Here is a 25,156-nt window from a genome sequence, read left to right on the forward strand (position 1 = left end):
GGGGCGACACTCCGTAATGGGCATGCACCAAACATAGAGGACACCATGCTACTGCACGCTCACTCAGTTTGGCTTTTCAAATGGCTTGTCAAAGGTGATCTTCGGATCTTTCCAAGGCCCTTCGACCTTGTATTGCACGCTGGCGAAACGCGAGACACGATCGCCAATCAGCTTGTCGATCAGGAACAACGCACCACCGACCGCCGGCGCCCCCACGATCAACGCAGCAATCGGCAGGTTGTTGGTCACCGGCAGCGTCACCAGTAACTTGGCGTCAACGCGATCGGCCACCAGGTCGAGCGTACCGTTGAGCTCCAGGTTACTCGAAGGTCCGGTCATGGTAATCGGCTCACGGGTCACGAACACGCCGTTACTCGCCGCCAGCAGGCCTTTGACCCGGTCATAGCTCAACCCTTTACCGAGCAGGTCCGAGAAATCCAGGCGCAGTCGACGCCCGATGGAGTTGAAGTTGAGCAGGCCAAATACCCGCAGGGCCTGGGCCCCGCCCTCGACTTCGACGAACTGGCCCTTGCGGAACGCTGCATCCAGGCTGCCGGAGAAACGCTTCGGCCCGACCCAGGCCGGCGAGCCCGGCCAACGCCCATCCACATCGAGATGGAAATCCTCGCTGGTCACAGTGGGCGCAAAGCCCCAGCCCTTGAGCACATCGGCGATATTCCTGCCGTCCAGCCGGCCCTTGTACCAACTGCTACTGTCGCCCGGTGCTCCCTCCCAACCCCCGGCGCCCTTGAGCTGCATGCCCTTCAGGCCCAGGTCCAGACTGTTGAAGGCCAGGCCCTTGGCGGTAGGCCGGATCTTCAATGACCAGGCCCCGATCAGGTCCGGCCCCTGGAACAGCTGATCAATGGCGATATCCAGCGCGGGTATATCCTTGGGGTCAATACTGGCCAATGGGTCCGGTGCGTTCTCGTCAGCCTGTACGGTCGGGTCCACCGCCGGCAGCTTGACGTATTGCAGGTTGATCGCAATCGGCGCGCCCTTGGCGTCCGGAAGGCTGACGCTGCCCTTGGCCTGCCGGCTATCGAGCTGCACGGCCCACGCGGCGGGTTTGCGGTCCAACTGCAGGCTGACCTGATCGAACTGAGTGCCCAGCCCCGTAAGCTTGCCGATTTTGAAATCGGCACTGCTGAGCAGTTGCTTGGCGCTGCCGCCGGGATCGTTGCCGGCGTATTGATTCAGCAGCTTTTTCCAAGGGTCGATATCCAGCTCCGAGAGCACACCCCGAATGCGCAAGCCTTTACCGCCGGGCAACACCGCGTCGCCATCACCGAGGAACAACTCACCGCGGCCCTCATTGAACTTGTCCGGGGGGGCGGCAAAGGTGAAGTTCGCCAACTCACCGTAGTCGAACCAGTAGCGCCGCTCGGCGCCTTGCAGGGTCATGCGAAACGTACTGTCGCGGCCCTGGCTGGCCGGCATGCCGAACGGTGCCGGCAGGTCCACCGCTACGCCTTTGAGATTGGAACTGACCATCAACTGACTGTCGGCCCCGTCCAGATCGAGCTGCAACTGGTAGGGAATATCACCGGACACCGGCAACGGCTGGGTAATTTTCAACCAGTCTGTCAGTCGCTTGACCGTGACCTGGCCTTTGGCGACGACCCGGGTACTGATATTGCCCGGCTTGCCATCGGCGAAGATCTGCGCGGTGATCGGCCGTTCAAACGCTTGGGCGGATATGTTCTGGCCACTGAGGCCCTTGGCGCTGTCGAAACGGAATTCACCCTTGAGCTGCGTCAGATCCAGGGTCGGCTCGGCCAGTTGCAGGCGTGCCTTGTCGGTCTGGAAGTCCACCACGATCTTGGGTTCGGTGCCCTTGGCCAGGGGGATATCCAGGTCCAGCCTGCCTTGCAGGTCGCCTTCACCTTTCCAGCCGGCGAAGGTCGACGCCGTGCCGATCGGCGCTTCCTGCAAGATCTTCAGGCCATCGCCCAGGCCGCCGGCGAAACCACCGGTAAGCAGCAAATGACTGTCCTTGCCCGCCGGAGCATGGGGAATATTGACGTAGATATCCTTGACCTGGGTATCGAGCAATTGGCCCTTGCTCGCCAGGATGCGCACGCCACTCTCCTCGACAAACACCTCGCCATCGACGTTGCTCACGTGGGGCCAGCCCGGTTGGAACGCCAGCTCGGCGTCATGCACCTTGAAAAACAGGCTGATATTACGCGCCGCGCGCACCGCATCATGGTTCAGCGAGCCCTGATACTGGAAGAAGCCTTCGTCCACCGCGCCCTTGACGATCGCCGTGCGCAGCCATTCATCCAGGGCCGGGCTCAGCACCGCCGGCAGGTACTTGGGCGTGAAGCGCCCGTCGCCGTCGACCAGGCCGACACGCAGGTCCATGTAGTCTTCCTGGCTGTGGTCGAAATGCAGGCGGATCAGGAAATCGGCGGCGATCTTGCCCTCCTCTCCCAGCACCTTGATATACGGTGCGATCAGGGTGAACCCTTGTTTGTCCAGGGTCCAGGTGAGGCGCGCGTTGGCCTGAATGTACTGCCAGGGCTTGGCGAAGATGGGGTCCAGGTGCAGGGAAAAATCCTTGCTGTCCATGCGCAGCTCGCCATGCCCCAGGTCGCCGCTGATGCTGCCGGATACGTTACGCGCGGCCGGCGCGCCGAAATAGGCATCAAAGCCCACACGTTCGAGGTTGGCGGCAAAACTGACTTTCTGATCGGAGCTGTCCTGGGGACGGAAATCCACCAGAACATTGCGCAGCAGCCCCGTGGCCTTGATGTGTTCAACCGCCTTGGCAAAGCCTTCCGGCAACGGAGCCAGTGCGTTGAGCAGCGGTGTGATGGGCGTCAAGTCCAGCCGGTCGGCCTGCAACTTCCAGACTTCAAGCGCCTTTTCGGTAGCCAGCGTCTGCTGCAACTGCATGCGCGATTCCCAGCGGGTTTCCCCCAGGCTCATCGCCAGCGAATCGACCAGGACGTTAAGGCCGGTATCACTGCGTTGCAGATAAGCGGTGAGAGCGAGGTTCTCGATATGTACCGGCTTGCGCTCGGCATAGCTGCCTTTGGCCTGAGGCGAGTTGAGACGCACCGCCGCGCTTTGCACGGCGCCATTGCCCCAATTCAACCACAGCTCGCCACCGGCCTTGAATTGCGTGAGCTTCCATTGCCCGGTCAGCCGAGCCGGAATCCATTTGGCCCAGTCGCTCTGAGGCAGGCTCGCATAGGCCTGGATCTCGGCGTCCTTCCATTGGCTGGCGCGGATGCGGCTGCGCAGGCTCAAGGCCAGCGGCTGGCCATCGGGCAGGGTCAGGCGCGCATCCAGGCGCTGGCGGGTCATGCCGGTGTGCAGGCTCAAGCCGACGTAGGTGAGGGTCGACGGCGGCTGGTCAAACGGCTGCAGGGTCACTTGGCTGTCGAGCAGCGATACACGCTTGACCTGCTGCATGCGTGTCAGCACCTGCTGCGGGTCCAGCGGCTGGTCGTCCTGCACCGGCAGGCCCTGCAAAGCCCAATGGCCGTCCTTGTCTTCCTTGACGCTCAACTGCAGGCCGCTGAGTTGCAGGTGAGCGATGCGCACTTCGCGCGCGGTCAGGCTGGCCCAGATATCCGGCACCACTTCGACCTGGTCCAGGCGCAGGGCGCTGCTGCCCTCGCCCACCATCACGTCATGCGCACGCAGCACGGGCGCAAAGCCACTCCAGCGCCCTTCAAGGCTCCCGATATGCATGGGCATGCCCAGCGCAGCCTCGGCCTTGGCTTCGACTTCAGCCCGGTACTCGGCCACCAGCGGGGTCAACTGGCGCCCCAGGCTCACATACACGGCCGCCAACACCAGCAGCAAAGCGCACAGGCCGAGGCCCCAACGGGTCAAAGCGGCAAAAAAGCGTATCAGACGCTCCATGTCGGGCGACCCTCAAGGCAGTAGTCGGACGGCGGCACAAAGGCCGCCGCTCGCGTAAAAGGAAAGCGAATGGGGATCAGAGCAGCACCACGTCGTATTGTTCCTGGGAATACATGGTTTCGACCTGGAAGCGAATCGTACGGCCGATAAACACCTCCAGCTCGGCGACGTTACCGGACTCTTCATCCAGCAATCGGTCAACCACTTTCTGGTTGGCAAGCACTCTATATCCTTCGGCCTGATACGCCCGCGCCTCTCGTAAGATTTCCCGGAAAATCTCATAGCAAACCGTTTCCGGAGTTTTCAATTTCCCCCGGCCCTGACAGCTGCTGCACGGCTCGCACAGCACTTGCTCCAGGCTTTCACGGGTACGCTTGCGGGTCATCTGCACCAGCCCCAGCTCGGTGATGCCGATGATATTGGTCTTGGCGTGATCGCGTTCCAGCTGCTTTTCGAGCGTGCGCAAGACCTGACGCTGATGCTCTTCATCTTCCATGTCGATGAAATCAATGATGATGATCCCGCCAAGGTTGCGCAGGCGCAGCTGGCGGGCAATCGCCGTGGCCGCTTCGAGGTTGGTCTTGAAGATGGTTTCCTCAAGGTTGCGATGGCCGACGAACGCTCCGGTGTTGACATCGATGGTGGTCATGGCTTCCGCCGGGTCCACCACCAGGTAGCCACCGGACTTGAGCGGCACTTTGCGCTCCAAGGCTTTCTGAATTTCGTCCTCGACGCCGTACAAGTCGAAGATCGGCCGCTCGCCGGGGTAGTGTTCCAGGCGGTCGGCAATTTCCGGCATCAACTCGGCGACAAACTGCGTGGTGCGCTGGAACGTTTCCCGCGAGTCGATGCGAATTTTCTCTATCTTGGGGCTGACCAGATCGCGCAGGGTACGCAGCGCCAGGCCCAGGTCTTCATAGATCACGCTGGGGGCGCCGATGGTCTTGATCTGTGCGCCGATCTGGTCCCATAAACGCCGCAGGTAGCGGATGTCCATAAGGATCTCATCGGCGCCGGCACCTTCGGCGGCAGTGCGCAGGATGAACCCGCCCGCCTCCTTGATACCTTCGGCGGCCACACAATCGCTGACCACTTTCTTAAGACGATCGCGCTCGGCTTCGTCTTCGATCTTCAGGGAAATGCCGACATGGGCCGTACGCGGCATATACACAAGGTAACGCGACGGAATCGACAGTTGAGTGGTCAGGCGTGCGCCCTTTGAGCCGATGGGGTCCTTGGTGACTTGCACCACCAGGCTCTGCCCTTCGTGCACCAGTGCGCTGATGCTCTCGACGGCCGGACCTTCACGCAGGGAAATCTCCGACGCATGGATGAACGCCGCGCGGTCCAGGCCGATGTCGACGAACGCCGCCTGCATGCCCGGCAATACCCGCACCACTTTGCCTTTGTAGATATTGCCTACGATCCCGCGTTTCTGGGTTCGCTCGACGTGCACTTCCTGCAGAACACCGTTCTCTACCACCGCCACGCGCGATTCCATCGGCGTGATATTGATCAGAATCTCTTCACTCATGGCTGGGTCTCGTTCAGGCGTTTTCACAATAGTGACCGATCGCTTAAGGCTGGGCGCTGGAGTAACGCATTCAGCGCACGGTAAGGTTTTGCCAACAGGGTATGTCGAATCGAGCGAGCAGTTGCGCGGTTTCGCACACCGGCAGGCCGACCACCGCGGAATAGCTGCCGTTGAGCCCTGTCACAAACACCGACCCCAGCCCTTGAATAGCATAGCCGCCGGCCTTATCCCGCGGTTCGCCGCTGCGCCAGTAGGCTGTCGCCTCCTCCAACGAGATGGCGCGAAAACGTACAAGGCTGCTGACACATAGGGCTTCACAACGCGTGCCATCCGTCAGGGCGACGGCAGTCAGGACTTCGTGTTCGCGCCCCGCCAACGCCATCAACATAGCCAGGGCATCGGCCTGATCCACGGGCTTGCCGAGGATCTTTGCGTCCACCACCACGGCCGTATCGGCGCCCAGCACACAACCGCCCAAGCTTTGCCCAAGCGCGGCAAAACCAGCCGCCGCCTTGCCGCGCGCCAGACGCTCGACATAGGCAACAGCGGATTCATTTGCGAGGGGAGTTTCATCAATTGCGGCGCTGACCACGGTGAAGGGCACACCGATCTGGGTCAGCAGTTCACGCCGCCGGGGGGAGCCGGAGGCCAGATACAACGTATTCATTGCAGACTCTCCCTGTAGGGTTCGATAACCAGGCAGAGCCTCGCAATCCATTCAATTGATCTTATAGCGGCGACGTAACCCGCGCAGGCCGAAACTGATCCACGGCCATAACAAAGCACTGACCAGTGCCGGCAATACCAGCGCCAGGGTCGGTTGACGATTGCCGGTCAGCGCACTGAGCCACAACTGTACCAACTGCGCCAGGCCGAAGATCACCAGGATCACCAGGCACTGCTGCCACATCGGAAACATGCGCAGACGCTGCTGCAACGACAACACCAGGAACGTAATCAGGGTCAGAATCAGGGCGTTCTGGCCCAGCAAGGTGCCATAGAGTACGTCTTGCGCCAAGCCCAGGAACATGGCGGTGACCATGCCGACTTTATGCGGCAGGTTCAACGACCAGAAGGCCAGCAGCAGCGCCAGCCACAGCGGGCGCAGGATTTCCATGAACTGGGGCAGTGGCGACACGCTGAGCAATAAACCGATGGCAAACGTCAGCCAGACGATCCAGCCATTTCGCGAATGGGTACTGGCCATTATTCCTCCCTCTGCCGCGTAGCCGCCGGGGCCGCAGCCGCGGGCGGCTTGGTGGCTGGCGCGGTGGCTGCAGGCGGCTTAGTGGCGGCGGGCTTGACCGGATGGGCGCCATGAGCCGCAGGCTTGGCCGGCGTGGCCACAGGCGCGGTCGCTGCCGGCGCTGTTGCCGGCGCCGCAGGAGTTGCCGGCGCGGGCTTGGGCACCGTCGCGGGGATGATCGGTGAGGTGCCGTTCTTTTTGTCTTCCGCTTCCTGAGCCTGCGCGGCTTCGTTGGCGCGCTCTTCTGGGGTGCGGTTGTCGCTGAATACCAGCAGCAGGTAACGGCTGCGGTTCAAGGCAGCAGTGGGCACGGCGCGCACAATAGCGAACGGCTGGCCGGAATCGTGGATCACTTCCTTGACCGTCGCCACCGGGTAACCGGCGGGGAAACGCTGCCCCAACCCGGAACTGACCAGCAGGTCGCCTTCCTTGATGTCGGCGGTATCGGCCACGTGGCGCAGCTCCAGACGCTCGGGATTGCCGGTACCGCTGGCAATCGCACGCAGCCCGTTACGGTTGACCTGCACAGGGATGCTGTGGGTGGTATCCGTCAGCAACAGTACCCGCGAGGTGTAGGGCATCAGCTCGACCACCTGGCCCATCAGGCCACGCGCATCCAGCACCGGCTGGCCCAGGACTACGCCGTCGCGCTCACCCTTGTTGATGATGATGCGATGGGTAAAGGGGTTGGGGTCCATGCCGATCAACTCGGCCACTTCGACCTTTTCGTTGACCAGTGCAGACGAATTGAGCAACTCGCGCAGCCGAACGTTCTGCTCGGTCAGGGCCGCGAGCTTTTGCATGCGCCCCTGCAGCAGCAGGTTTTCAGTCTTGAGTTTTTCGTTCTCGGCGACCAGCTCAGTGCGGCTGCCGAATTGGCTGGCCACGCCCTGATAGAGACGTTGCGGCAGGTCGGTGATCCAGTAAGTCTGCATCAACACCAGCGACATCTGGCTGCGCACCGGCTTGAGCAGTGCGAAGCGCGCGTCGACCACCATCAACGCGACCGAAAGCACGACCAGCACCAATAAGCGCACGCCCAATGAGGGGCCTTTGGCGAAAAGCGGTTTAATAGGCCGCTCCTCCCAGGCAAATGTTCTCTTTATTCATACGGCATCAAACCGGCCTGGATGCAGATTGAAGAAGATAAACGCCCACAGGCAGCACTGCAAAGTGCTGCCTGTGGGCGACGCATGGGCAAACCAGCAATGTCTTATTCGCTGGAGAGCAGGTCCATGGTGTGCTTATCCATCATTTCCAGTGCACGACCACCGCCACGGGCAACACAGGTCAACGGGTCTTCGGCGACGATCACCGGCAGGCCGGTTTCCTGGGCCAGCAACTTGTCGAGGTCGCGCAGCAAGGCGCCACCACCGGTCAGGACCAGGCCGCGCTCGGCGATGTCGGACGCCAATTCCGGCGGCGATTGCTCCAGGGCGCTTTTCACCGCCTGAACGATAGTGGCCAGCGACTCTTGCAGAGCTTCCAGCACTTCATTGGAGTTCAGGGTGAAGGCACGAGGGACGCCTTCGGCCAGGTTGCGACCGCGAACATCGACTTCGCGTACTTCGCCGCCCGGATAGGCCGTACCGATTTCCTGCTTGATGCGCTCGGCGGTGGATTCGCCGATCAGGCTGCCGTAGTTACGGCGCACGTAGGTAATGATCGCTTCGTCGAAACGGTCGCCGCCTACGCGGACGGATTCGGCATACACCACACCATTCAGGGAAATCAGGGCGATTTCGGTAGTACCACCACCGATATCCACCACCATCGAACCGCGCGCTTCCTCAACCGGCAGGCCGGCACCGATGGCGGCAGCCATTGGCTCTTCGATCAGGAACACTTCGCGAGCACCGGCGCCGAGGGCCGATTCACGGATGGCGCGACGCTCCACCTGGGTGGACTTGCAGGGAACGCAGATCAGCACACGAGGGCTGGGCTGCAGGAAACTGTTTTCGTGAACCTTGTTGATGAAATACTGCAGCATCTTTTCGCAGACGCTGAAGTCGGCGATCACGCCGTCCTTCATCGGACGAATGGCAGCAATATTGCCGGGTGTTCGGCCGAGCATGCGCTTGGCCTCGGTGCCGACGGCAACGACACTTTTCTGATTACCATGGGTCCGAATGGCCACAACCGATGGCTCATTCAGAACGATACCGCGCTCGCGCACGTAAATAAGGGTGTTGGCAGTGCCCAGGTCAATGGAAAGATCGCTGGAAAACATGCCACGCAGTTTCTTGAACATGGGAAAGGGACCCTAGGCAACGCGTGGGTAAAAAAGTGCGGCAAACTCTAACAACGACAGGGATTTTGGGCAAGGCGCCAATGTGCTAAATTGGCCGACTTTCTGTGCACCAACCCCCACAATCGCGGCCGTAAGACCGTAGAAATGCGGTAGTGTTCCGACAATCTAACACACGGACAGCCTCCGTTCTGTTTTCCACTGGAGATTCCCATGGCGCTTGAACGCTCCGACGTGGAAAAAATCGCGCATCTGGCCTCGCTTGGCCTTAATGATGCCGATCTTCCACAGACCACCGCAGCCCTGAACAGCATTCTCGGGCTGGTTGACCAAATGCAGGCCGTAGACACCGACGGCATCGAGCCCCTGGCTCACCCGCTGGAAGCCAGCCAGCGCCTGCGCGCAGACGTGGTGACCGAACGCAATAATCGCGAGGCCTACCAGTCCATCGCGCCAGCGGTCGAAAACGGCCTGTACCTGGTTCCGAAAGTCATCGACTAAAGGGAAAGAGCCTTTCATGCATCACATGACTCTGGCCGAGATCGCCCGCGGTCTCGCCGATAAAAAGTTTTCCTCCGAAGAGCTGACCAAAACCCTGCTGGCGCGCATCGCCGAGCTGGACCCCAAGGTCAACAGCTTCATCAGCCTCACCGAAGAACTGGCCCTGAGCCAGGCCAAGGCCGCCGACGCCCGTCGCGCCAACGGTGAGAACGGCGCACTGCTGGGCGCCCCGATCGCCCACAAAGACCTGTTCTGCACCCAGGGCATTCGCACCAGTTGCGGCTCGAAGATGCTCGACAACTTCAAGGCACCCTACGACGCCACCGTGGTGTCCAAGCTCGCGACGGCGGGGGCCGTGACTCTGGGCAAGACCAACATGGACGAATTCGCCATGGGTTCGGCCAACGAGTCGAGCTACTACGGCGCGGTAAAAAACCCATGGAACCTGGAACACGTGCCGGGTGGTTCGTCCGGGGGTTCGGCAGCCGCCGTTGCCGCGCGTTTCCTGCCGGCGGCCACCGCCACCGACACCGGCGGTTCGATCCGCCAGCCGGCGGCGTTCACTAACCTCACCGGTTTGAAGCCGACCTACGGTCGCGTCTCCCGTTGGGGCATGATCGCCTACGCCTCCAGCCTCGATCAGGGCGGCCCGCTGGCCCGCAGCGCCGAAGACTGCGCGCTGCTGCTGCAGGGCATGGCCGGCTTCGACCCGCAGGATTCCACCAGCATTGATGAACCGGTGCCGGACTACAGCGCCAGCCTCAACGCCTCGATCAAGGGCCTGCGCATCGGCGTGCCGAAGGAATACTTCAGCGCCGGCCTCGACCCGCGCATCGCCGAGTTGGTGCATAACAGCATCAAAGAGCTGGAAAAGCTCGGCGCCGTCATCAAGGAAATCAGCCTGCCGAACAACCAGCACGCGATTCCTGCCTACTACGTGATCGCGCCAGCGGAAGCCTCCTCCAACCTGTCGCGTTTCGACGGCGTGCGCTTCGGCTACCGCTGCGAGAACCCGAAGGACCTCACCGACCTGTACAAGCGCTCCCGTGGCGAAGGCTTCGGTGCCGAAGTGCAGCGCCGCATCATGGTCGGTGCGTATGCCCTGTCGGCCGGCTATTACGACGCTTACTACCTCAAGGCGCAGAAAATCCGACGCCTGATCAAGAACGACTTCATGGCCGCCTTCGAAGAAGTCGACGTGATCCTCGGCCCGACCACGCCGAACCCGGCCTGGAAGATCGGCGCCAAGACCGGCGACCCGATCGCCGAGTACCTGGAAGACCTCTACACCATCACCGCCAACCTCGCGGGCTTGCCAGGCTTGTCCATGCCGGCCGGTTTCGTCGATGGCCTGCCGGTGGGCGTGCAATTGCTGGCCCCGTATTTCCAGGAAGGCCGCCTGCTCAATGTGGCGCACCAGTACCAGTTGCACACTGACTGGCACACCCGCACCCCTACCGGCTTCTGAGGAGAACACTATGCAATGGGAAGTCGTGATCGGGCTGGAGATTCATACCCAGCTCGCCACCCAATCGAAGATTTTCTCCGGTAGCGCCACCACGTTCGGCTCCGAGCCCAACACCCAGGCCAGCCTGGTCGACCTGGGCATGCCCGGCGTACTGCCGGTGCTGAACCAGGAAGCGGTACGCATGGCGGTGATGTTCGGCCTGGCGATTGACGCCGAGATCGGCCAGCACAACGTGTTTGCACGCAAGAACTACTTTTACCCGGATCTGCCCAAGGGCTATCAGATCAGCCAGATGGAACTGCCGATCGTCGGCAAGGGCCACCTGGACATCCCGCTGGAAGACGGCACGATCAAACGTGTCGGCGTGACCCGCGCCCACCTGGAAGAGGATGCCGGTAAAAGCCTGCACGAAGAATTCCCGGGCGCTACCGGTATCGACCTGAACCGCGCCGGCACGCCACTGCTGGAGATCGTCTCCGAGCCGGACATGCGCAGCGCCAAGGAAGCCGTGGCCTATGTCAAGACCATCCACGCGCTGGTGCGCTACCTGGGTATCTGCGACGGCAACATGGCCGAAGGCTCGCTGCGTTGCGACTGCAACGTATCGATCCGTCCAAAGGGCCAGGTCGAATTCGGCACCCGCTGCGAGATCAAGAACGTCAACTCGTTCCGCTTTATCGAGAAAGCGATCAACAGCGAAGTGCGCCGCCAGATCGAACTGATCGAAGATGGCGGCAAGGTTATCCAGCAAACGCGCCTGTACGACCCGAACAAGGACGAAACCCGCGCCATGCGCAGCAAAGAGGAAGCCAACGACTACCGTTACTTCCCCGATCCGGACCTGTTGCCGGTGGTGCTGGAGGATTCGTTCCTCAATGACATCCGCGCCACCCTGCCGGAATTGCCACAGCAGAAACGCGAGCGCTTCCAGGCGCAGTTCGGCCTGTCGGTCTACGATGCCAGCGTTTTGGCCTCCAGCCGCGAACAAGCCAACTACTTCGAAAAAGTCGTGAGCATTGCCGGTGACGCCAAACTGGCGGCCAACTGGGTGATGGTCGAACTGGGCAGCCTGTTGAACAAACAGGGCCTGGAAATCGACGAAGCACCGGTCACCGCCGAGCAACTGGGCGGCATGCTGCTGCGCATCAAGGACAACACCATCTCCGGCAAGATCGCCAAGACCGTGTTCGAAGCCATGGCCAGCGGCGAAGGCAGTGCCGACGAGATCATCGAAAAGCGCGGCCTCAAGCAAGTCACCGACAGTGGCGCGATTTCGGCCGTACTCGATGAAATGCTCGCGGCCAACGCCGAGCAGGTCGAGCAGTATCGTGCGGCAGACGAGGCCAAGCGCGGCAAGATGTTCGGCTTCTTTGTGGGCCAGGCCATGAAAGCCTCCAAGGGCAAGGCCAACCCGCAACAGGTGAACGAGCTGCTCAAAAGCAAGCTTGAAGGCTGACAGCGATGAATGGTCCGAGTGAGACTTCACGCTTAACTCGGACTCCCTGTGCGAGGGGGCTTGCCCCCGATAGCGGTGATTCAGTCAACCCAGTGGCGGCTGACACTGCTATCGGGGCAAGCCCCTTCCCACATTTGTAACGGGGTAACCTTGGAATGAAGCGTCTACTTGGCCTCCTGGCCCTGTTCTCTCTTTTAGGCGGTTGCGCCAGCGGCATCATCGACCCCAATGGCTACGACGAAACCGGCACCGCTTCCTATTACGGCGCCAGACACCATGGCAAGAAGACTGCCAGCGGTGAACCCTTCAACCAGAACGCCCTGACCGCCGCCCATCGGCGCCTGCCCTTCGGCACTCAGGTCAGGGTCACCAACCTGAACAACGATCGAGCCGTGGTGGTGCGCATCAACGATCGCGGCCCACATGCCCGTGGGCGCTTGATTGATCTTTCCCGCAAGGCGGCCGAGCAACTGGGTATGCTCGGCAGCGGCACCGCCCGCGTTCGCGTGCAAGCCCTGAGCAACTGAACCACAGCGCAAAGGAGCCCTGGCCATTTTCGGATTAACCGCCCTCTCCCCCTGGAGCCTGCTCGAACTGACCAGCGGCCTGGTGTTGCTGATCCTTGGCGCCGAAATCCTGGTGCGCGCCGCCGTGCGCCTGGCGGCGAGCCTCAAGGTACGGCCATTGATCATCGGCTTGACCATCGTGGCCTTCGGCAGCAGCGCGCCGCAGATGACGGTCAGCCTGCAGGCCACCCTGGCCGGCAATACCGACATTGCCGTGGGCAGTGTGATCGGCAGCAGCATCTTCAACATCCTGGTGACCCTGGGCCTTTCTGCGCTGATCATCCCCCTGCGGGTGTCGCGCCAACTGGTACGCCTGGATATTCCGGTGATGATCCTCGCCGGGCTGCTGGTGTTCACCCTGGCCGCCAATGAAGAACTCACGCCGCTCGATGGCGTGTTGCTGCTGGTGGCCCTGAGCGCCTATCTCGGCGTGCTGCATTATCAGACCCGACACTCACGGCGCCCGCGCACGCTCGACACCGTGGCACGGGCGCCGTGGCTGAGCAGTGTGCTGCTGATGTTCGGCGGGCTGCTGATCCTGGTACTGGCCGGCCACCTGCTGCTGGGTGCGGCAGTGGATGTGGCGGGCGACCTGGGCCTGTCGGAACGCATTATCGGCCTGACACTGATCGGCGTCGGCACCTCGCTGCCGTGCATGGCCACCTCCCTGATCGCCGCCCTGCGCGGCCAGCGGGAAATTGCCGTAGGCAACGTGATCGGCAGCAACCTGTTCAACCTGCTGGGCGTGCTGGGCCTTACCGCCGTGCTCGCGCCGTCGCCGCTGTCGGTGTCGCCCAATGCGCTGGATTTTGATTTGCCGGTGATGCTGGGCGTGGTGGTGCTGTGCCTGCCGGTGTTCTATACCGGCTACCGCGTGACCCGTGCCGAAGGTTTGGTGCTGCTGGGCTTGTACCTGGCGTATGGGCTGCATGTGATGTCGTTCACCACCGGCATGCCCCTGGCCAACAAACTTGAACACTTGATGGTGTATTACATCCTGCCAGTGCTGGTGGCTTTCCTGTTGTTCAGCACGCTGCGAGCCTGGCGCCGCCAACACAAGAGGGAATCGTCATGACCGAGCAGAAAACACCCGGGGTTGAGATGCGTCGCCAGGTGATGGGCGACGCGTTTGTCGACCGCGCACTGGGCAATGCCACGGACTTCACCCAGCCGCTGCAGGACTTCGTCAACGAGCACGCCTGGGGCAGTGTGTGGAACCGCGACGGGCTGCCGCTCAAGACCCGCAGCCTGATCACTCTCGCCGCCCTGACCGCGCTCAAGTGCCCGCAGGAACTCAAGGGCCATGTGCGCGGCGCGCTGAACAATGGCTGTACCGTGGAAGAGATTCGCGAGGCGCTGCTGCATTGTGCGGTGTACGCCGGGGTACCGGCCGCCATCGATGCGTTTCGGGCAGCGCAGGAAGTGATCGACAGCTACCAGCAGGACGCCTAGATCCAGCCCCCGGCCTGCAACACAAAGATCCCGATATTCGTGGTCACCGCCGCCATCAGCGTGGTGATCACAATAATCGCCGCCGCCAGTTCATGATTGCCCTCGGCCGCGCGAGCCATCACAAAACTGGCAGCCGCCGTCGGCGCACCGAAGTACAAGAACAAAATCCCCAGTTCCGCCCCGCGAAAGCCCAGCAGCCAAGCGCCCAGGGTGGCGAGCAGCGGCAGCCAGATCATCTTCATCAGGCTCGCACTCAAGGCCATGCTGCCGCTTTTGCGCAGCGCCGCCAGGGACAAGGTACCGCCGATGCAGATCAGCGCCAGCGGCAAGGTCGTGTCGGCCAGATACTGGGCGGATTTTTCCAGCCAGCCCGGCAGACCGATCTGAAAGTACGCGAACGGCGCGGCGGCAATCACGCTGATGATCAGCGGGTTGGCGATCACGCTTTTGAAGATGCTCCACGGGTCGGACTTGATCACCGGGCTGTACACCGCCAGCACGATGGTCGACAGGGTGTTGTAGAACAGGATCACCAGCGCCGCGAGGATCGCACCGAGGGAGATGCCGTAGTCGCCATACATGCTGGCGGCCAACGCCAGACCGATCACCCCGTTATTACCGCGAAACGCGCCTTGGGTATAGATGCCACGGTCTTCTTTGCGGCAACGAAAGATGGCCCAGGCCCAGGCCAGCGCAAAGCTCACCAGCGTGGCCACGGAAAAGTAGATCAGCAGGCCCGGCTTGAGCGCCGAATGCAGGTCGGCGTGCAGGATGCCGAGGAACAGCAACGCCGGCATGGTGACGTTGAACACCAGGGACGATGCGGTGTGGATAAAGTTGTCGTTGATCCAGTTGATGCGCTTGAGCAGCACACCCAGAAACAGCATGGCAAACACCGGCGCGGTGATCGTGAGGGTAGTGAGAAAGATAGCCAGCATGCCGGGGAGAACCTTGGTGAGCGTCGTTAGGTGGCTAATGATAAGCCATGCAGCTCAGCGGTGCCTGTTAGACCGCAATCGGGGGCAAGCCCCCTCCCACAGTTTGAATTGTGAATACCTTCAAGTGTGGGAGGGGGCTTGCCCCGATGCAGACGCCTCGATCTCAGGTGATCGGCGCCGGGTTGAACAAGGTAATGTCGTTGTGCAGCTTGTGATGCTCCGCCCACGTTTTCTTCTTGCCGCTGGCCACGTCCAGGTAGAAGTGAAACAACTCCCAGCCCAACTCCTCGATACTCGCGCGCCCGGTGGCGATGCGCCCGGCGTCGATGTCGATGAGGTCCGGCCAGCGTTGCGCCAGTTCCGTACGGGTCGAGACCTTCACCACCGGCGCCATCGCCAGCCCATAAGGCGTGCCACGACCGGTGGTAAATACATGCAGGTTCATCCCCGCCGCCAGTTGCAACGTACCGCACACAAAATCGCTGGCCGGGGTGGCGCAGAAAATCAGGCCCTTGCCCTTGAAGCGCTCGCCAGGGCCCAGCACGCCGTTGATCGCGCTGCTGCCGGACTTGACGATGGAGCCCAACGACTTCTCGACAATGTTCGACAACCCGCCCTTCTTGTTGCCCGGCGTGGTGTTGGCACTGCGGTCCGCTTCGCCCTTGGCGAGGTAACGGTCGTACCAGTCCATTTCTCTGACCAACTCTTCGGCCACTTCCTTCGTCTGTGCGCGAGAGGTCAGCAGGTAGATGGCATCGCGCACTTCGGTGACTTCGGAAAACATTACCGTCGCGCCCGCCCGCAGCAGCAAATCCGAGGCGTAGCCCAGTGCCGGGTTGGCGGTGATGCCGGAAAACGCATCGCTGCCGCCGCATTGCATGCCCAGGATCAGCTCGGACGCCGGCACGGTTTCCCGGCGGCGCTGGTCGAGCTTCTTCAAGCGCACTTCGGCCAGTTCCATGATCTGCTCGATCATCTCGGTGAAGCCGTGGCTGGAGTCCTGCAGCCGATACAGCCACGGCTCGCTCAAATCGACGGAACTGTCGTTGTCGTGCATCACCTGGCCGGCCTGCAGTTTCTCGCAGCCCAGGCTGATCACCAGGGCTTCGCCCCCCAGGTTAGGGTTGCGCGCCAGGTTGCGCACGGTACGGATCGGAATGTAGGCATCCGTCGCGGTGATCGCCACCCCGCAGCCATAACTGTGAGTCAGCGCCACCACGTCATCGACGTTGGGGTACTTGGGCAGCAACTCCTCCTTGATGCGCTTGACCGCGTGGTCCAGCACCCCGGTTACACACTGCACCGTGGTGGTGATGCCCAGGATATTGCGCGTGCCGACAGTGCCGTCGGCATTGCGGTAGCCCTCGAACGTGTAGCCCTCCAGCGGCGCCTGGCCCTCGGGCACCTCGGTGGACAGCGGCAAGCTGTCCAGCGGTGGCGCGGTAGGCATGCGCAGTTGATCTTCCTGGACCCAACTGCCACGCGGAATCGGCGCCAGGGCGTAACCGATGGTCTGTCCGTAGCGAATAATCTGACCGCCTTCGGGGATATCCTCCAGGGTCACTTTATGGCTCTGGGGGATGAAATCCACGGTCACCAGGCCGTCCGGGAACTCGGTCCCGGCCGGTACACCCTGGTCGTTGACCACGATCACTACGTTGTCGCGCTCGTGCAGGCGAATGGAGCGCGGCGAGTCGGCATGTTCAATCAACTGCATCACAGGGCCTCTCAGGAATGCGCTTCGGTTAGGTTGGTCAACTCAGGCCCTTTGCTTGGCGGCTCTTTGAGTACGACACGCTTGATCGGGCCGACGATCACCAGGTAGCTGAACACCGCCACCAGCGCGTTAGCGCCGACAAACACCAGGGCCCACTTGAACGAACCGGTGGTACTGATGATGTAGCCGATGACAATCGGTGTGGTGATCGACGCCAGGTTACCGAAGGTGTTGAACAGGCCGCCACTGAGACCGGCGATTTGTTTCGGCGAGGTGTCAGACACCACCGCCCAGCCCAGTGCGCCAACACCCTTGCCGAAGAAGGCCAAGGCCATGAAGCCCACCACCATCCATTCAACGTCAACATAGTTGCACGCGATGATGCTGCTGGAGACCAGCAGGCCGGCAATGATCGGCGCCTTGCGGGCGAAGGTCAGCGAGTGGCCTTTGCGCAGCAGGTAATCGGAAATCACCCCGCCGAGCACGCCGCCGATAAAGCCGCAGATCGCCGGCAACGAGGCGATGAAACCGGCCTTGAGGATGGTCATGCCACGGTCCTGCACCAGGTACACGGGGAACCAGGTCAGGAAGAAGTAGGTGATGCCATTGATGCAGTACTGGCCGAGGTACACGCCAAGCATCATGCGGTTGGTGAGCAACTGACGGATGTAATCCCACTTCGGCCCGTCGGTTTTCTTACCCTTGGCTTTGTCCTGGTCCATATCGACCATCGCGCCATTGGCGGCGATGTGATTGAGCTCGGCCTCATTGATCATCGGGTGCTGACGCGGGCTGTGGATCACTTTCAGCCAGATCAGCGAGAACACGATACCGATCGCGCCCATTACGATGAACACGTGCTGCCAGCCGAAGCGGTAGACGATCCATCCCATCAGCGGCGCGAACAGCACCGTGGCGAAGTACTGCGCCGAGTTGAAGATCGCCGAAGCCGTGCCGCGCTCTGCGGTCGGGAACCAGGCGGCCACGATCCGCGCGTTCCCCGGAAAGGACGGCGCTTCGGCCAGGCCTACCAGGAAGCGCAGCATAAACAGCGCGACCACGGCGGTGGAGACACCGAACTCACCGACATAGCCTTGCAGCACGGTGAACAGAGACCAGGTGAAGATGCTCAGGGCATAGACTTTTTTCGAGCCGAACCGGTCCAGCAGCCAGCCACCGGGGATTTGCCCGGCCACATAGGCCCAACCGAATGCAGAGAAGATATAACCGAGGGTGACCGCGTCGATGCCGAGGTCTTTTTGCAGGCTGGAGCCCGCGATGGCGATGGTGGCCCGGTCGGCGTAGTTGATCGTGGTCACCACAAACAGCATGAGCAGGATCAAATAGCGGACGTGGGTCGGCTTGGTCGCATGCATGTAGAAGTACTCCCACTAATTATTTTTTTTGCGGGTAATGGTTTTCTGTTTTTGTCGTGGGGTCCGGCACGCATCCGGCACCCACTGGGTGTTGCGTATTACGAACCGATGTAGCTGGTTTTCACCACGGTGTAGAACTCTTGCGCATAGCGACCCTGCTCACGCGAACCATAGGATGAGCCCTTACGGCCACCGAACGGCACGTGGTAATCCACGCCGGCGGTCGGCAGATTGACCATCACCATCCCGGCCTGGGAGTGACGCTTGAAGTGGTTGGCATACTTGAGCGACGTGGTGGCGATACCGGCCGACAAGCCGAACTCGGTGTCGTTGGCCATGGCCAGCGCCGCCTCGTAGTCGGCTACGCGCACCACGTTGGCCACCGGGCCGAAGATTTCTTCGCGGCTGATGCGCATGGACGCTTCGCTGTCGGCAAACAACGTCGGCGCCAGGAAGTAGCCCTCGGTGTCGCACGTCACCAGGGCGCCACCGCTGACCAGCCGCGCGCCTTCGCTCTGGCCGATATCGATGTACTTCATGTCCTGGTCCAGTTGGGCCTGGGACACGACGGGGCCGATATCGGTGCCGCTCTTGAGGGCGTGGCCGACCTTGATCGACTTCATGCGCTCGGCCATGGCCGCGACAAACTGGTCGTGGATGCCGGCGGTCACGATCAAACGGCTGGACGCCGTGCAACGCTGGCCCGTGGAATAGAACGCGCTCTGCACCGCCAGCTCCACCGCTTGCTTGAGGTCGGCGTCGTCGAGAATGATCTGCGGGTTCTTGCCGCCCATTTCCAGCTGCACTTTGGCCTGGCGCGACACACAGCTGACCGCGATCTGGCGACCCACACCGACGGAACCGGTGAAGCTGATACCGTCGACTTTCGGGCTGTTGACCAGCACATCACCGACCACACGGCCGCTGCCCATCACCAGGTTGAACACACCGTCCGGGAAACCGGCGCGAGAGATGATTTCCGCCAATGCCCAGGCACAACCCGGCACCAGCTCGGCGGGCTTGATCACCACGCAATTGCCGTAGGCCAGGGCCGGCGCGATTTTCCACGCAGGAATGGCAATCGGGAAGTTCCACGGCGTAATCAGGCCAACCACACCGAGGGCTTCGCGGGTGACTTCGACGTTGACGCCCGGACGCACCGACGGCACGTAGTCGCCGGACAAGCGCAGGCATTCGCCAGCGAAAAACTTGAAGATATTACCGGCGCGGGTCACTTCACCGATGGCTTCGGGCAAGGTCTTGCCTTCTTCACGGGCCAGCAACGTGCCGAGCTCTTCACGGCGAGCGAGGATTTCGCTGCCGACTTTATCCAGTGCATCGTGACGTGCCTGGATACCCGAGGTGGACCAGGCCGGGAACGCGGCGCGGGCGGCGTCGATAGCGGCGTTGACTTGAGCGACATCAGCCTTGGCGTATTCGCCGATGACATCGGACAACTCCGACGGGTTGATGTTGGTGCAGTAGTCAGCACCGGCCACCCACTGACCATTGATGTAGTTTTCAAAACGCTTGGATTGGGACACGAATCTTCTCCTGACGCAAAAGGCCGCTGATTGCTCAGCGGCCTTGTAAATGTCTTATTGCGGGCCTTGCTTATCGATCAGCGCGGCCAGGGCTTCGTATTCTTCCGGCAACAGATCGGTCAGCGGCGTGCGCACCGGGCCTGCGTCGTAACCGGCGATTTTTGCACCGGCCTTGACGATGCTCACGGCATAACCGGCTTTGCGGTTACGAATGTCCAGGTAAGGCAGGAAGAAGTTGTCGATGATCTTGCCGACGGTGGCGTGATCATCCCTGGCAATCGCGTGGTAGAAGTCCATCGCGGTTTTCGGGATGAAGTTGAACACCGCCGAGGAGTACACCGGCACGCCCAGGGCCTTGTAGGCCGCGGCGTAGACTTCTGCAGTCGGCAGGCCGCCAAGGTAGCTGAAACGATCACCGAGGCGGCGACGGATCGACACCATCAGCTCGATGTCGCCCAGACCGTCCTTGTAGCCAATGAGGTTCGGGCAGCGCTCAGCCAGGCGTTCCAGCAGCGGCGCCGTCAGGCGGCAGACGTTGCGGTTATAGACCACCACGCCGATCTTGACCGATTTGCACACCGCTTCAACGTGGGCGGCAACCCCGTCCTGGCTGGCTTCGGTGAGGTAGTGCGGCAGCAGCAGCAGGCCTTTGGCGCCCAGACGTTCGGCTTCCTGCGCATATTCGATAGCCTGGCGCGTCGAACCGCCGACACCCGCGAGGATCGGCACGCTGGTGGCGCAGGTATCAACGGCAGTCTTGATCACTTGAGAATATTCGCTGGCGGCCAGGGAGAAAAACTCACCGGTGCCGCCTGCGGCGAACAAGGCTGTAGCGCCGTAAGGGGCCAGCCATTCCAGGCGTTTGATGTAACCCGCCTGGTGGAAATCGCCCTGGGCGTTGAAATCGGTCACGGGGAAAGACAGCAGACCGTGAGAGAGGATGGACTTCAGTTCTTGTGGATTCATTATTCGAACACCCTGGGTAAAGACTTTCTGTCGAAAGATTGTTGTTGGTTTTGATGATGTCGTACGTCATCGTACAACTATAAAAGTATTCGTCAACTGCAATTCATCGACCGTTGCGTTGCGCCATGTTTATACGAGGCTCCTTGACGTAGGACATTTATCCTCTAAGCTCGCATTTGCTGTATATGCATACAGCATAAAGGGAAGATTCCTACGACATAGCAAGGAGCTAACATGTCCGGTTCTACACTCGCGGCACCCGAAAAAAAATCACCCCTGCTGCGCTTCGAAGGTGGGGAACACACCGCCATCGGCGATGACACACTGTTGCGCTTCGCCAAAGACGCGGCGGCAATTCCCGCACGCCAAGTCCTGCTGCACCTGCCCAACGGGCTCGCCCTGACCTACGGCCAAGTGATCGCCCTGGGTGGCGATTTCTATGGCATCCCCGGCCATCCCATCAGCGATGGCGCCTCCCCCGCCGAACGGGTGCAACGATTTACGGCCGCCTTCAATTCCCTGGCAGTGCTGCCGGCCTCACGGGAAGAAGCCGGCAAGATCCTCGCGGTGATGCAAAAGGAGATCAACGCGGTCAACCAGGCCATCAAGGACGGCAAACAGCCCCATGACGCGTATGACGCCCTGGGGGATAGCTTGTCCGAGGAATGGAACCGCATCACCGGTGGCGGCAGCGCGGTGTCGGCGCTGATTCCGCTGGGTCGCTACCTCAAGCTGGCGGCGGACAATGCCGACCATTTCGGCGAATGGGCACTGTCGGCCTACCTCGCCGGGCATACCGCAGCGCTGCAACAAGCCGTGGTGGCCCATCAAACCGGCACCGATCAGGCGCTGGAACTGGCCTACGCCATGAACAGTTTTGCCGATCACTTTTTGACCGATCTGTTTTCCGCCGGCCACCTGCGCGTCCCGCGCAAGCAACTGGCCGCCGTGGTCACACCTGGCGATCTCGGTTCGCTGATCAGCCGTTTCATGCATGACGAAGACAGTAAATTCGGACTCAAGGTGCGCAACGCCATGGGCGACGAATGGCACGCCTACGGGGACAAACGCTACTTCGATGACATCGACGCGGCCAATCGGGTCCAGGTCAAGCGCGCGGTGCAAGCCTCGGCGGACGAGATCTTCGAGACGTTTATCAGCGGCACCGCGCCCTCCCCGGCCACTTTCAAGGCGCCGCTGTACGTGCCGGACCTGAACGCCGCGCAGAATCCGGCGAACAACTTTTCACCGTTGTTCAAGATGGAAGGCGACAAGGTGGCGAGGCGCAAGGACGTGAATGACCTGAACGACAAGCATTGGACGAATGACTGGTGGGGATGGAGTACGTATTTGTTGCTCAAGGACTACACGCCGAATGCTCCGGCTTGAAGAATGCCGTTTGTCGAAACTGTGATTTTTAACAGTTACGTGGGATCAAGACGAGGGGGATAACACGCCTCAAGGGCAGTGCAAGCAGCTCTTGAGGCAAATTTTTACAACCACCCCGATACCAAGGAGAACCCAACATGACTCTAGCCCCTCCTATCCTCAAGCCACAAGCCGACAAAGGTAGAATCAGGCTGGCAGAGCTTCCAGAGGCATTGAGCCTGAGCATCACTGATAAGTTAGCGCTTAATTCGCAGGTTTACGCGTTCATCCTGACCGACCCAATACAAGACCCTGAATTTCCAACGTGGTCCGGTTATGACATGCGTCGGCTCAACACCAGTGAATGGCGCGTTTCGCCCGATGATCCGGAAGATGGGGACTTCTTCCCTCTCAGCGATCTTAAAGTAACCATTCCCAAGGAGACACTCGCGAACTACCTTGGCAAAACCATTCACGTGGGTTACTCGACCCGAGGTGAATCCGGCGTAGAGAGCTCATCGACTATTCCACTGACTATCACATCGCGCAGGACCGGAATGCGCACGATATGTCACATCAACTCCATGACTAAGCTGCCGGGCAATGTCGACAATCCCCAGTATTTTGAGCTCGAAGCAGCCGCGAATGTCGGAGATTTCATTTATTTCAGCCTGGCAAACCTATGGGTTCTCGTCAAAGGCAGGTATTTTTTCATGGGAGAGGACATCGACGACCAGACGCTGATACTAGAGACCTTGGTCACCGAGCCCCCCACTGATATTCGGCCACCGGCGTGATCAGACAGCCCTTTCAGCCTCTTCATGAGCATGGCGCAGCCGCTCGCGACTGTTGGTCAGGTGCAAACGCATGGCCGCTCGTGCCGCGTCCGAATCCTGGCGGGCAATCGCCTCGTAGATTTCTTCGTGTTCGCGGCTCAGGCGGTCCATGTAGTGTTGCTGATCATCATGGGCCAGGCGCGCGGAGTTCAGGCGGGTACGCGGAATGATGCTGGTGCCCAGGTGGGTCATGATGTCGGTGAAGTAGCGGTTGCCGGTGGACAAGGCAATTTCCAGGTGAAAAGCAAAGTCCGATGCAACCGCATCGCCCGCGTGCGCGGCGCTCTCGTTCAGCGCATCGAGTGCCGCGCGCATGGCCGCCAGTTGCTCATCGTTGCGACGTAACGCGGCGAGGCCGGCGGATTCCACTTCCAGGCTGATACGCAACTCCAGAATGGCCAGTACATCGCGCAACGTCACCACGGTGGCAGGATCAATGCGAAAACCACTGGGGCTGGGCGTATCGAGTACAAAGGTGCCGATGCCATGGCGCGTCTCGACCTGCCCTGCCGCCTGCAGGCGCGAGATGGCTTCGCGCACCACCGTGCGGCTGACCCCATGGGCTTCCATGATGGCCGACTCGGTAGGCAGTTTATCGCCACGCTTGAGTTGGCCATCGCGGATTTGCTCGGACAACACCGTGACCAATTCCTGGGCAAGGCTGCGGCGCTTGCGGGGAAGACGAGGGGCGGTGTTGGCGTTTTCCATGATGGATCATCTTTCTCGGCGAACTTGAGCACGCATCATAGCCCATGGCGGTTGTACGATCACCGTCCAGTCACGACTTTCATCCCTATCCAGCGCGCAAAAAAATGCCCCGACACAGATCGAGGCATTTTCTTCAGACACGTCCCGGGACGTAACGGCTTACTTGACCACCTTCAGGCTTGGCCGGCCGCTGGGACGCGGTGGCTCGGTACCCGGCGGTGGCAGATCATCACCGTCTTCACTGTCGATCGTTTCGTCATCCTCGAAAGGCGACTCCAGATCGAACACCATGCCTTGCCCATTCTCACGGGCATAGATCCCGAGAATGGCGCCAATCGGCACATAGAGCGTGTGCGGCACACCACCGAAACGCCCTTCGAAACTAACGGCTTCGTTGTCCATATGCAGATGACGCACCGCACTGGGCGACACGTTCAGTACAATCTGTCCGTCACTGGCAAAACCCTGCGGTACCTGAACCGCAGGAAATTCGGAATTGACCAGCATGTGCGGGGTGCAATCGTTGTCCACAATCCACTCATAGAGCGCGCGGACCAGGTAGGGTCGACTGGAGTTCATCAGCGGCTCCTTAAGCCTTAGCGCATATCGCGTTCGACACCAGACAGACTCGCCTGGAAAGCCTCACGCGCAAACTGGCGCTCCATGTAATCAAGCAACGGCTTGGCCGGCCGTGGCAGTTCAATGCCCAGAATCGGCAAGCGCCAGAGTATGGGTAATAGGCAGCAATCGACCAGGCTTTGTTCCTCGCTGAGGAAAAAAGGCTTGTCGGCGAACAGTGGCGAAACGCCGGTCAGGCTTTCGCGCAATTCCTTGCGCGCCACAACACGGGCCGCCTCTTTGCTGCGCGAATCCAGGATCACATCCACCAGCCCGCACCAGTCACGTTGGATCCGATGGATCAGCAGGCGGCTGTTGGCACGCGCCACCGGGTACACCGGCAACAAAGGCGGATGAGGGTAACGCTCATCCAGATATTCCATCACCACGGTTGACTCCCACAACGCCAGGTCACGATCGACCAGGGTGGGCAAGCTGCCGTAAGGGTTCACTTCGATCAGTTTCGGTGGATGGCGTCCTGCCTCCACACTGATGATCTCGGCGCTGACACCCTTCTCTGCGAGCACGATGCGTACTCGGTGGGAATAGTGGTCGGCGGGGTCGGAGTAACAGGCCAACCGATTGGTCACGCCCATGGCGGTCCTCCTCGCTTGTTGAAATTATCGAAAGCTCAAAAACGAGCGCGCCCAGAGAGCCTCTCTGCAGGACCTGATGACAGATCGCTACGGTTCAGAGAGGCCGCTGGGCGCGCAAGATTAACAGCAATTGCTTACG

General features: G+C 61.0%; 22 protein-coding genes. 8 read left to right on the plus strand and 14 right to left on the minus strand.

The window, feature by feature from the left end; genetic code table 11:
- Nucleotides 1-63 precede the first annotated feature (63 nt).
- The 6 genes from OSC50_RS20010 to mreB all read right to left on the minus strand — a co-directional run bounded on the left by OSC50_RS20010 (nucleotide 64) and on the right by mreB (nucleotide 8,910).
- Nucleotides 64-3,879 (minus strand): YhdP family protein, encoded by a 3,816-nt coding sequence (locus OSC50_RS20010; RefSeq protein ID WP_266245991.1) that lies wholly within the window; start codon nucleotides 3,877-3,879, stop codon nucleotides 64-66.
- Nucleotides 3,880-3,955: 76 nt separating this feature from the next.
- Nucleotides 3,956-5,413 carry a ribonuclease G gene (rng, locus tag OSC50_RS20015; RefSeq protein WP_181080619.1) on the minus strand — a complete coding sequence of 486 codons (1,458 nt, stop codon included), beginning with the start codon at nucleotides 5,411-5,413 and terminating at the stop codon, nucleotides 3,956-3,958.
- Between the two features lie 70 nt (nucleotides 5,414-5,483).
- Complete coding sequence (locus OSC50_RS20020) at nucleotides 5,484-6,080, minus strand: Maf family protein (protein ID WP_266245990.1); 597 nt, start codon at nucleotides 6,078-6,080, stop codon at nucleotides 5,484-5,486.
- Nucleotides 6,081-6,131: 51 nt separating this feature from the next.
- Nucleotides 6,132-6,620, minus strand: coding sequence for a rod shape-determining protein MreD (mreD, locus tag OSC50_RS20025; protein ID WP_181080617.1), 489 nt, complete (start codon nucleotides 6,618-6,620; stop codon nucleotides 6,132-6,134).
- Nucleotides 6,620-7,732 carry a rod shape-determining protein MreC gene (mreC, locus tag OSC50_RS20030; RefSeq protein WP_266247470.1) on the minus strand — a complete coding sequence of 371 codons (1,113 nt, stop codon included), beginning with the start codon at nucleotides 7,730-7,732 and terminating at the stop codon, nucleotides 6,620-6,622. The genes mreD and mreC overlap by 1 nt, the downstream gene beginning before the upstream one ends.
- 140 nt (nucleotides 7,733-7,872) lie before the next feature.
- Nucleotides 7,873-8,910, minus strand: coding sequence for a rod shape-determining protein MreB (gene mreB / locus OSC50_RS20035; RefSeq protein WP_002555108.1), 1,038 nt, complete (start codon nucleotides 8,908-8,910; stop codon nucleotides 7,873-7,875).
- A 210-nt stretch (nucleotides 8,911-9,120) separates the two neighbouring features.
- Here mreB and gatC point away from each other — a divergent pair, with 210 nt between their 5' ends.
- From gatC to OSC50_RS20065, 6 genes are all read left to right on the plus strand, one after another.
- Nucleotides 9,121-9,408 (plus strand): Asp-tRNA(Asn)/Glu-tRNA(Gln) amidotransferase subunit GatC, encoded by a 288-nt coding sequence (gene gatC / locus OSC50_RS20040; RefSeq protein WP_005784804.1) that lies wholly within the window; start codon nucleotides 9,121-9,123, stop codon nucleotides 9,406-9,408.
- A gap of 16 nt (nucleotides 9,409-9,424) precedes the next feature.
- The gene (gene gatA, locus OSC50_RS20045; RefSeq protein WP_181080616.1) at nucleotides 9,425-10,876 is read left to right on the plus strand and encodes an Asp-tRNA(Asn)/Glu-tRNA(Gln) amidotransferase subunit GatA; all 1,452 of its coding nucleotides are present in this window, start codon (nucleotides 9,425-9,427) and stop codon (nucleotides 10,874-10,876) included.
- 10 nt (nucleotides 10,877-10,886) lie between these two features.
- Nucleotides 10,887-12,332, plus strand: a complete 1,446-nt coding sequence (gene gatB / locus OSC50_RS20050) for an Asp-tRNA(Asn)/Glu-tRNA(Gln) amidotransferase subunit GatB (RefSeq protein ID WP_181080615.1) — start codon at nucleotides 10,887-10,889, stop codon at nucleotides 12,330-12,332.
- A 155-nt stretch (nucleotides 12,333-12,487) separates the two neighbouring features.
- Nucleotides 12,488-12,859: a septal ring lytic transglycosylase RlpA family protein gene (locus OSC50_RS20055; protein WP_181080614.1), complete on the plus strand. Its 372-nt coding sequence runs from the start codon at nucleotides 12,488-12,490 to the stop codon at nucleotides 12,857-12,859.
- 67 nt (nucleotides 12,860-12,926) lie between these two features.
- On the plus strand, nucleotides 12,927-13,973 hold the full coding sequence (locus OSC50_RS20060) for a calcium/sodium antiporter (RefSeq protein WP_266247468.1): 1,047 nt from the start codon (nucleotides 12,927-12,929) through the stop codon (nucleotides 13,971-13,973).
- Nucleotides 13,970-14,350, plus strand: a complete 381-nt coding sequence (locus tag OSC50_RS20065) for a carboxymuconolactone decarboxylase family protein (protein WP_181080613.1) — start codon at nucleotides 13,970-13,972, stop codon at nucleotides 14,348-14,350. The genes OSC50_RS20060 and OSC50_RS20065 overlap by 4 nt, the downstream gene beginning before the upstream one ends.
- Here the strand turns inward: OSC50_RS20065 and OSC50_RS20070 are convergent.
- From OSC50_RS20070 to kdgD, 5 genes are all read right to left on the minus strand, one after another.
- Nucleotides 14,347-15,288 carry an AEC family transporter gene (locus tag OSC50_RS20070; protein WP_181080612.1) on the minus strand — a complete coding sequence of 314 codons (942 nt, stop codon included), beginning with the start codon at nucleotides 15,286-15,288 and terminating at the stop codon, nucleotides 14,347-14,349. The genes OSC50_RS20065 and OSC50_RS20070 overlap by 4 nt on opposite strands.
- Nucleotides 15,289-15,451: 163 nt before the next feature.
- Nucleotides 15,452-17,005, minus strand: coding sequence for a galactarate dehydratase (gene garD, locus OSC50_RS20075; RefSeq protein WP_034111764.1), 1,554 nt, complete (start codon nucleotides 17,003-17,005; stop codon nucleotides 15,452-15,454).
- Nucleotides 17,006-17,016: 11 nt separating this feature from the next.
- Entirely contained in the window at nucleotides 17,017-18,381 is a 1,365-nt protein-coding gene (locus OSC50_RS20080; protein ID WP_266245984.1) for an MFS transporter, read from the minus strand.
- A 98-nt stretch (nucleotides 18,382-18,479) separates the two neighbouring features.
- Nucleotides 18,480-19,925 (minus strand): aldehyde dehydrogenase family protein, encoded by a 1,446-nt coding sequence (locus tag OSC50_RS20085; RefSeq protein ID WP_266245983.1) that lies wholly within the window; start codon nucleotides 19,923-19,925, stop codon nucleotides 18,480-18,482.
- Nucleotides 19,926-19,979: 54 nt separating this feature from the next.
- Nucleotides 19,980-20,891, minus strand: coding sequence for a 5-dehydro-4-deoxyglucarate dehydratase (gene kdgD, locus OSC50_RS20090; protein WP_253510464.1), 912 nt, complete (start codon nucleotides 20,889-20,891; stop codon nucleotides 19,980-19,982).
- Nucleotides 20,892-21,125: 234 nt separating this feature from the next.
- On the opposite strand from kdgD, the gene OSC50_RS20095 reads away from it, so the two are divergent.
- Together OSC50_RS20095 and OSC50_RS20100 are read left to right on the plus strand one after the other, a co-directional pair.
- A complete protein-coding gene (locus OSC50_RS20095; RefSeq protein ID WP_181080608.1) occupies nucleotides 21,126-22,280 on the plus strand; it encodes a phospholipase in 1,155 nt (384 codons plus the stop codon).
- A gap of 137 nt (nucleotides 22,281-22,417) precedes the next feature.
- A complete protein-coding gene (locus OSC50_RS20100; protein ID WP_181080607.1) occupies nucleotides 22,418-23,056 on the plus strand; it encodes a hypothetical protein in 639 nt (212 codons plus the stop codon).
- Here the strand turns inward: OSC50_RS20100 and OSC50_RS20105 are convergent, their stop codons facing one another.
- From OSC50_RS20105 to OSC50_RS20115, 3 genes are all read right to left on the minus strand, one after another.
- On the minus strand, nucleotides 23,057-23,803 hold the full coding sequence (locus OSC50_RS20105) for a FadR/GntR family transcriptional regulator (RefSeq protein WP_181080606.1): 747 nt from the start codon (nucleotides 23,801-23,803) through the stop codon (nucleotides 23,057-23,059). It abuts the gene before it with no gap.
- A 159-nt stretch (nucleotides 23,804-23,962) separates the two neighbouring features.
- Entirely contained in the window at nucleotides 23,963-24,382 is a 420-nt protein-coding gene (locus tag OSC50_RS20110) for a ClpXP protease specificity-enhancing factor (RefSeq protein ID WP_181080605.1), read from the minus strand.
- A 17-nt stretch (nucleotides 24,383-24,399) separates the two neighbouring features.
- On the minus strand, nucleotides 24,400-25,017 hold the full coding sequence (locus OSC50_RS20115; protein ID WP_032886246.1) for a glutathione S-transferase N-terminal domain-containing protein: 618 nt from the start codon (nucleotides 25,015-25,017) through the stop codon (nucleotides 24,400-24,402).
- Nucleotides 25,018-25,156 lie beyond the last annotated feature (139 nt).

Origin of the sequence: Pseudomonas quebecensis, assembly GCF_026410085.1 — a bacterium.
Lineage (GTDB): Bacteria > Pseudomonadota > Gammaproteobacteria > Pseudomonadales > Pseudomonadaceae > Aquipseudomonas > Aquipseudomonas quebecensis.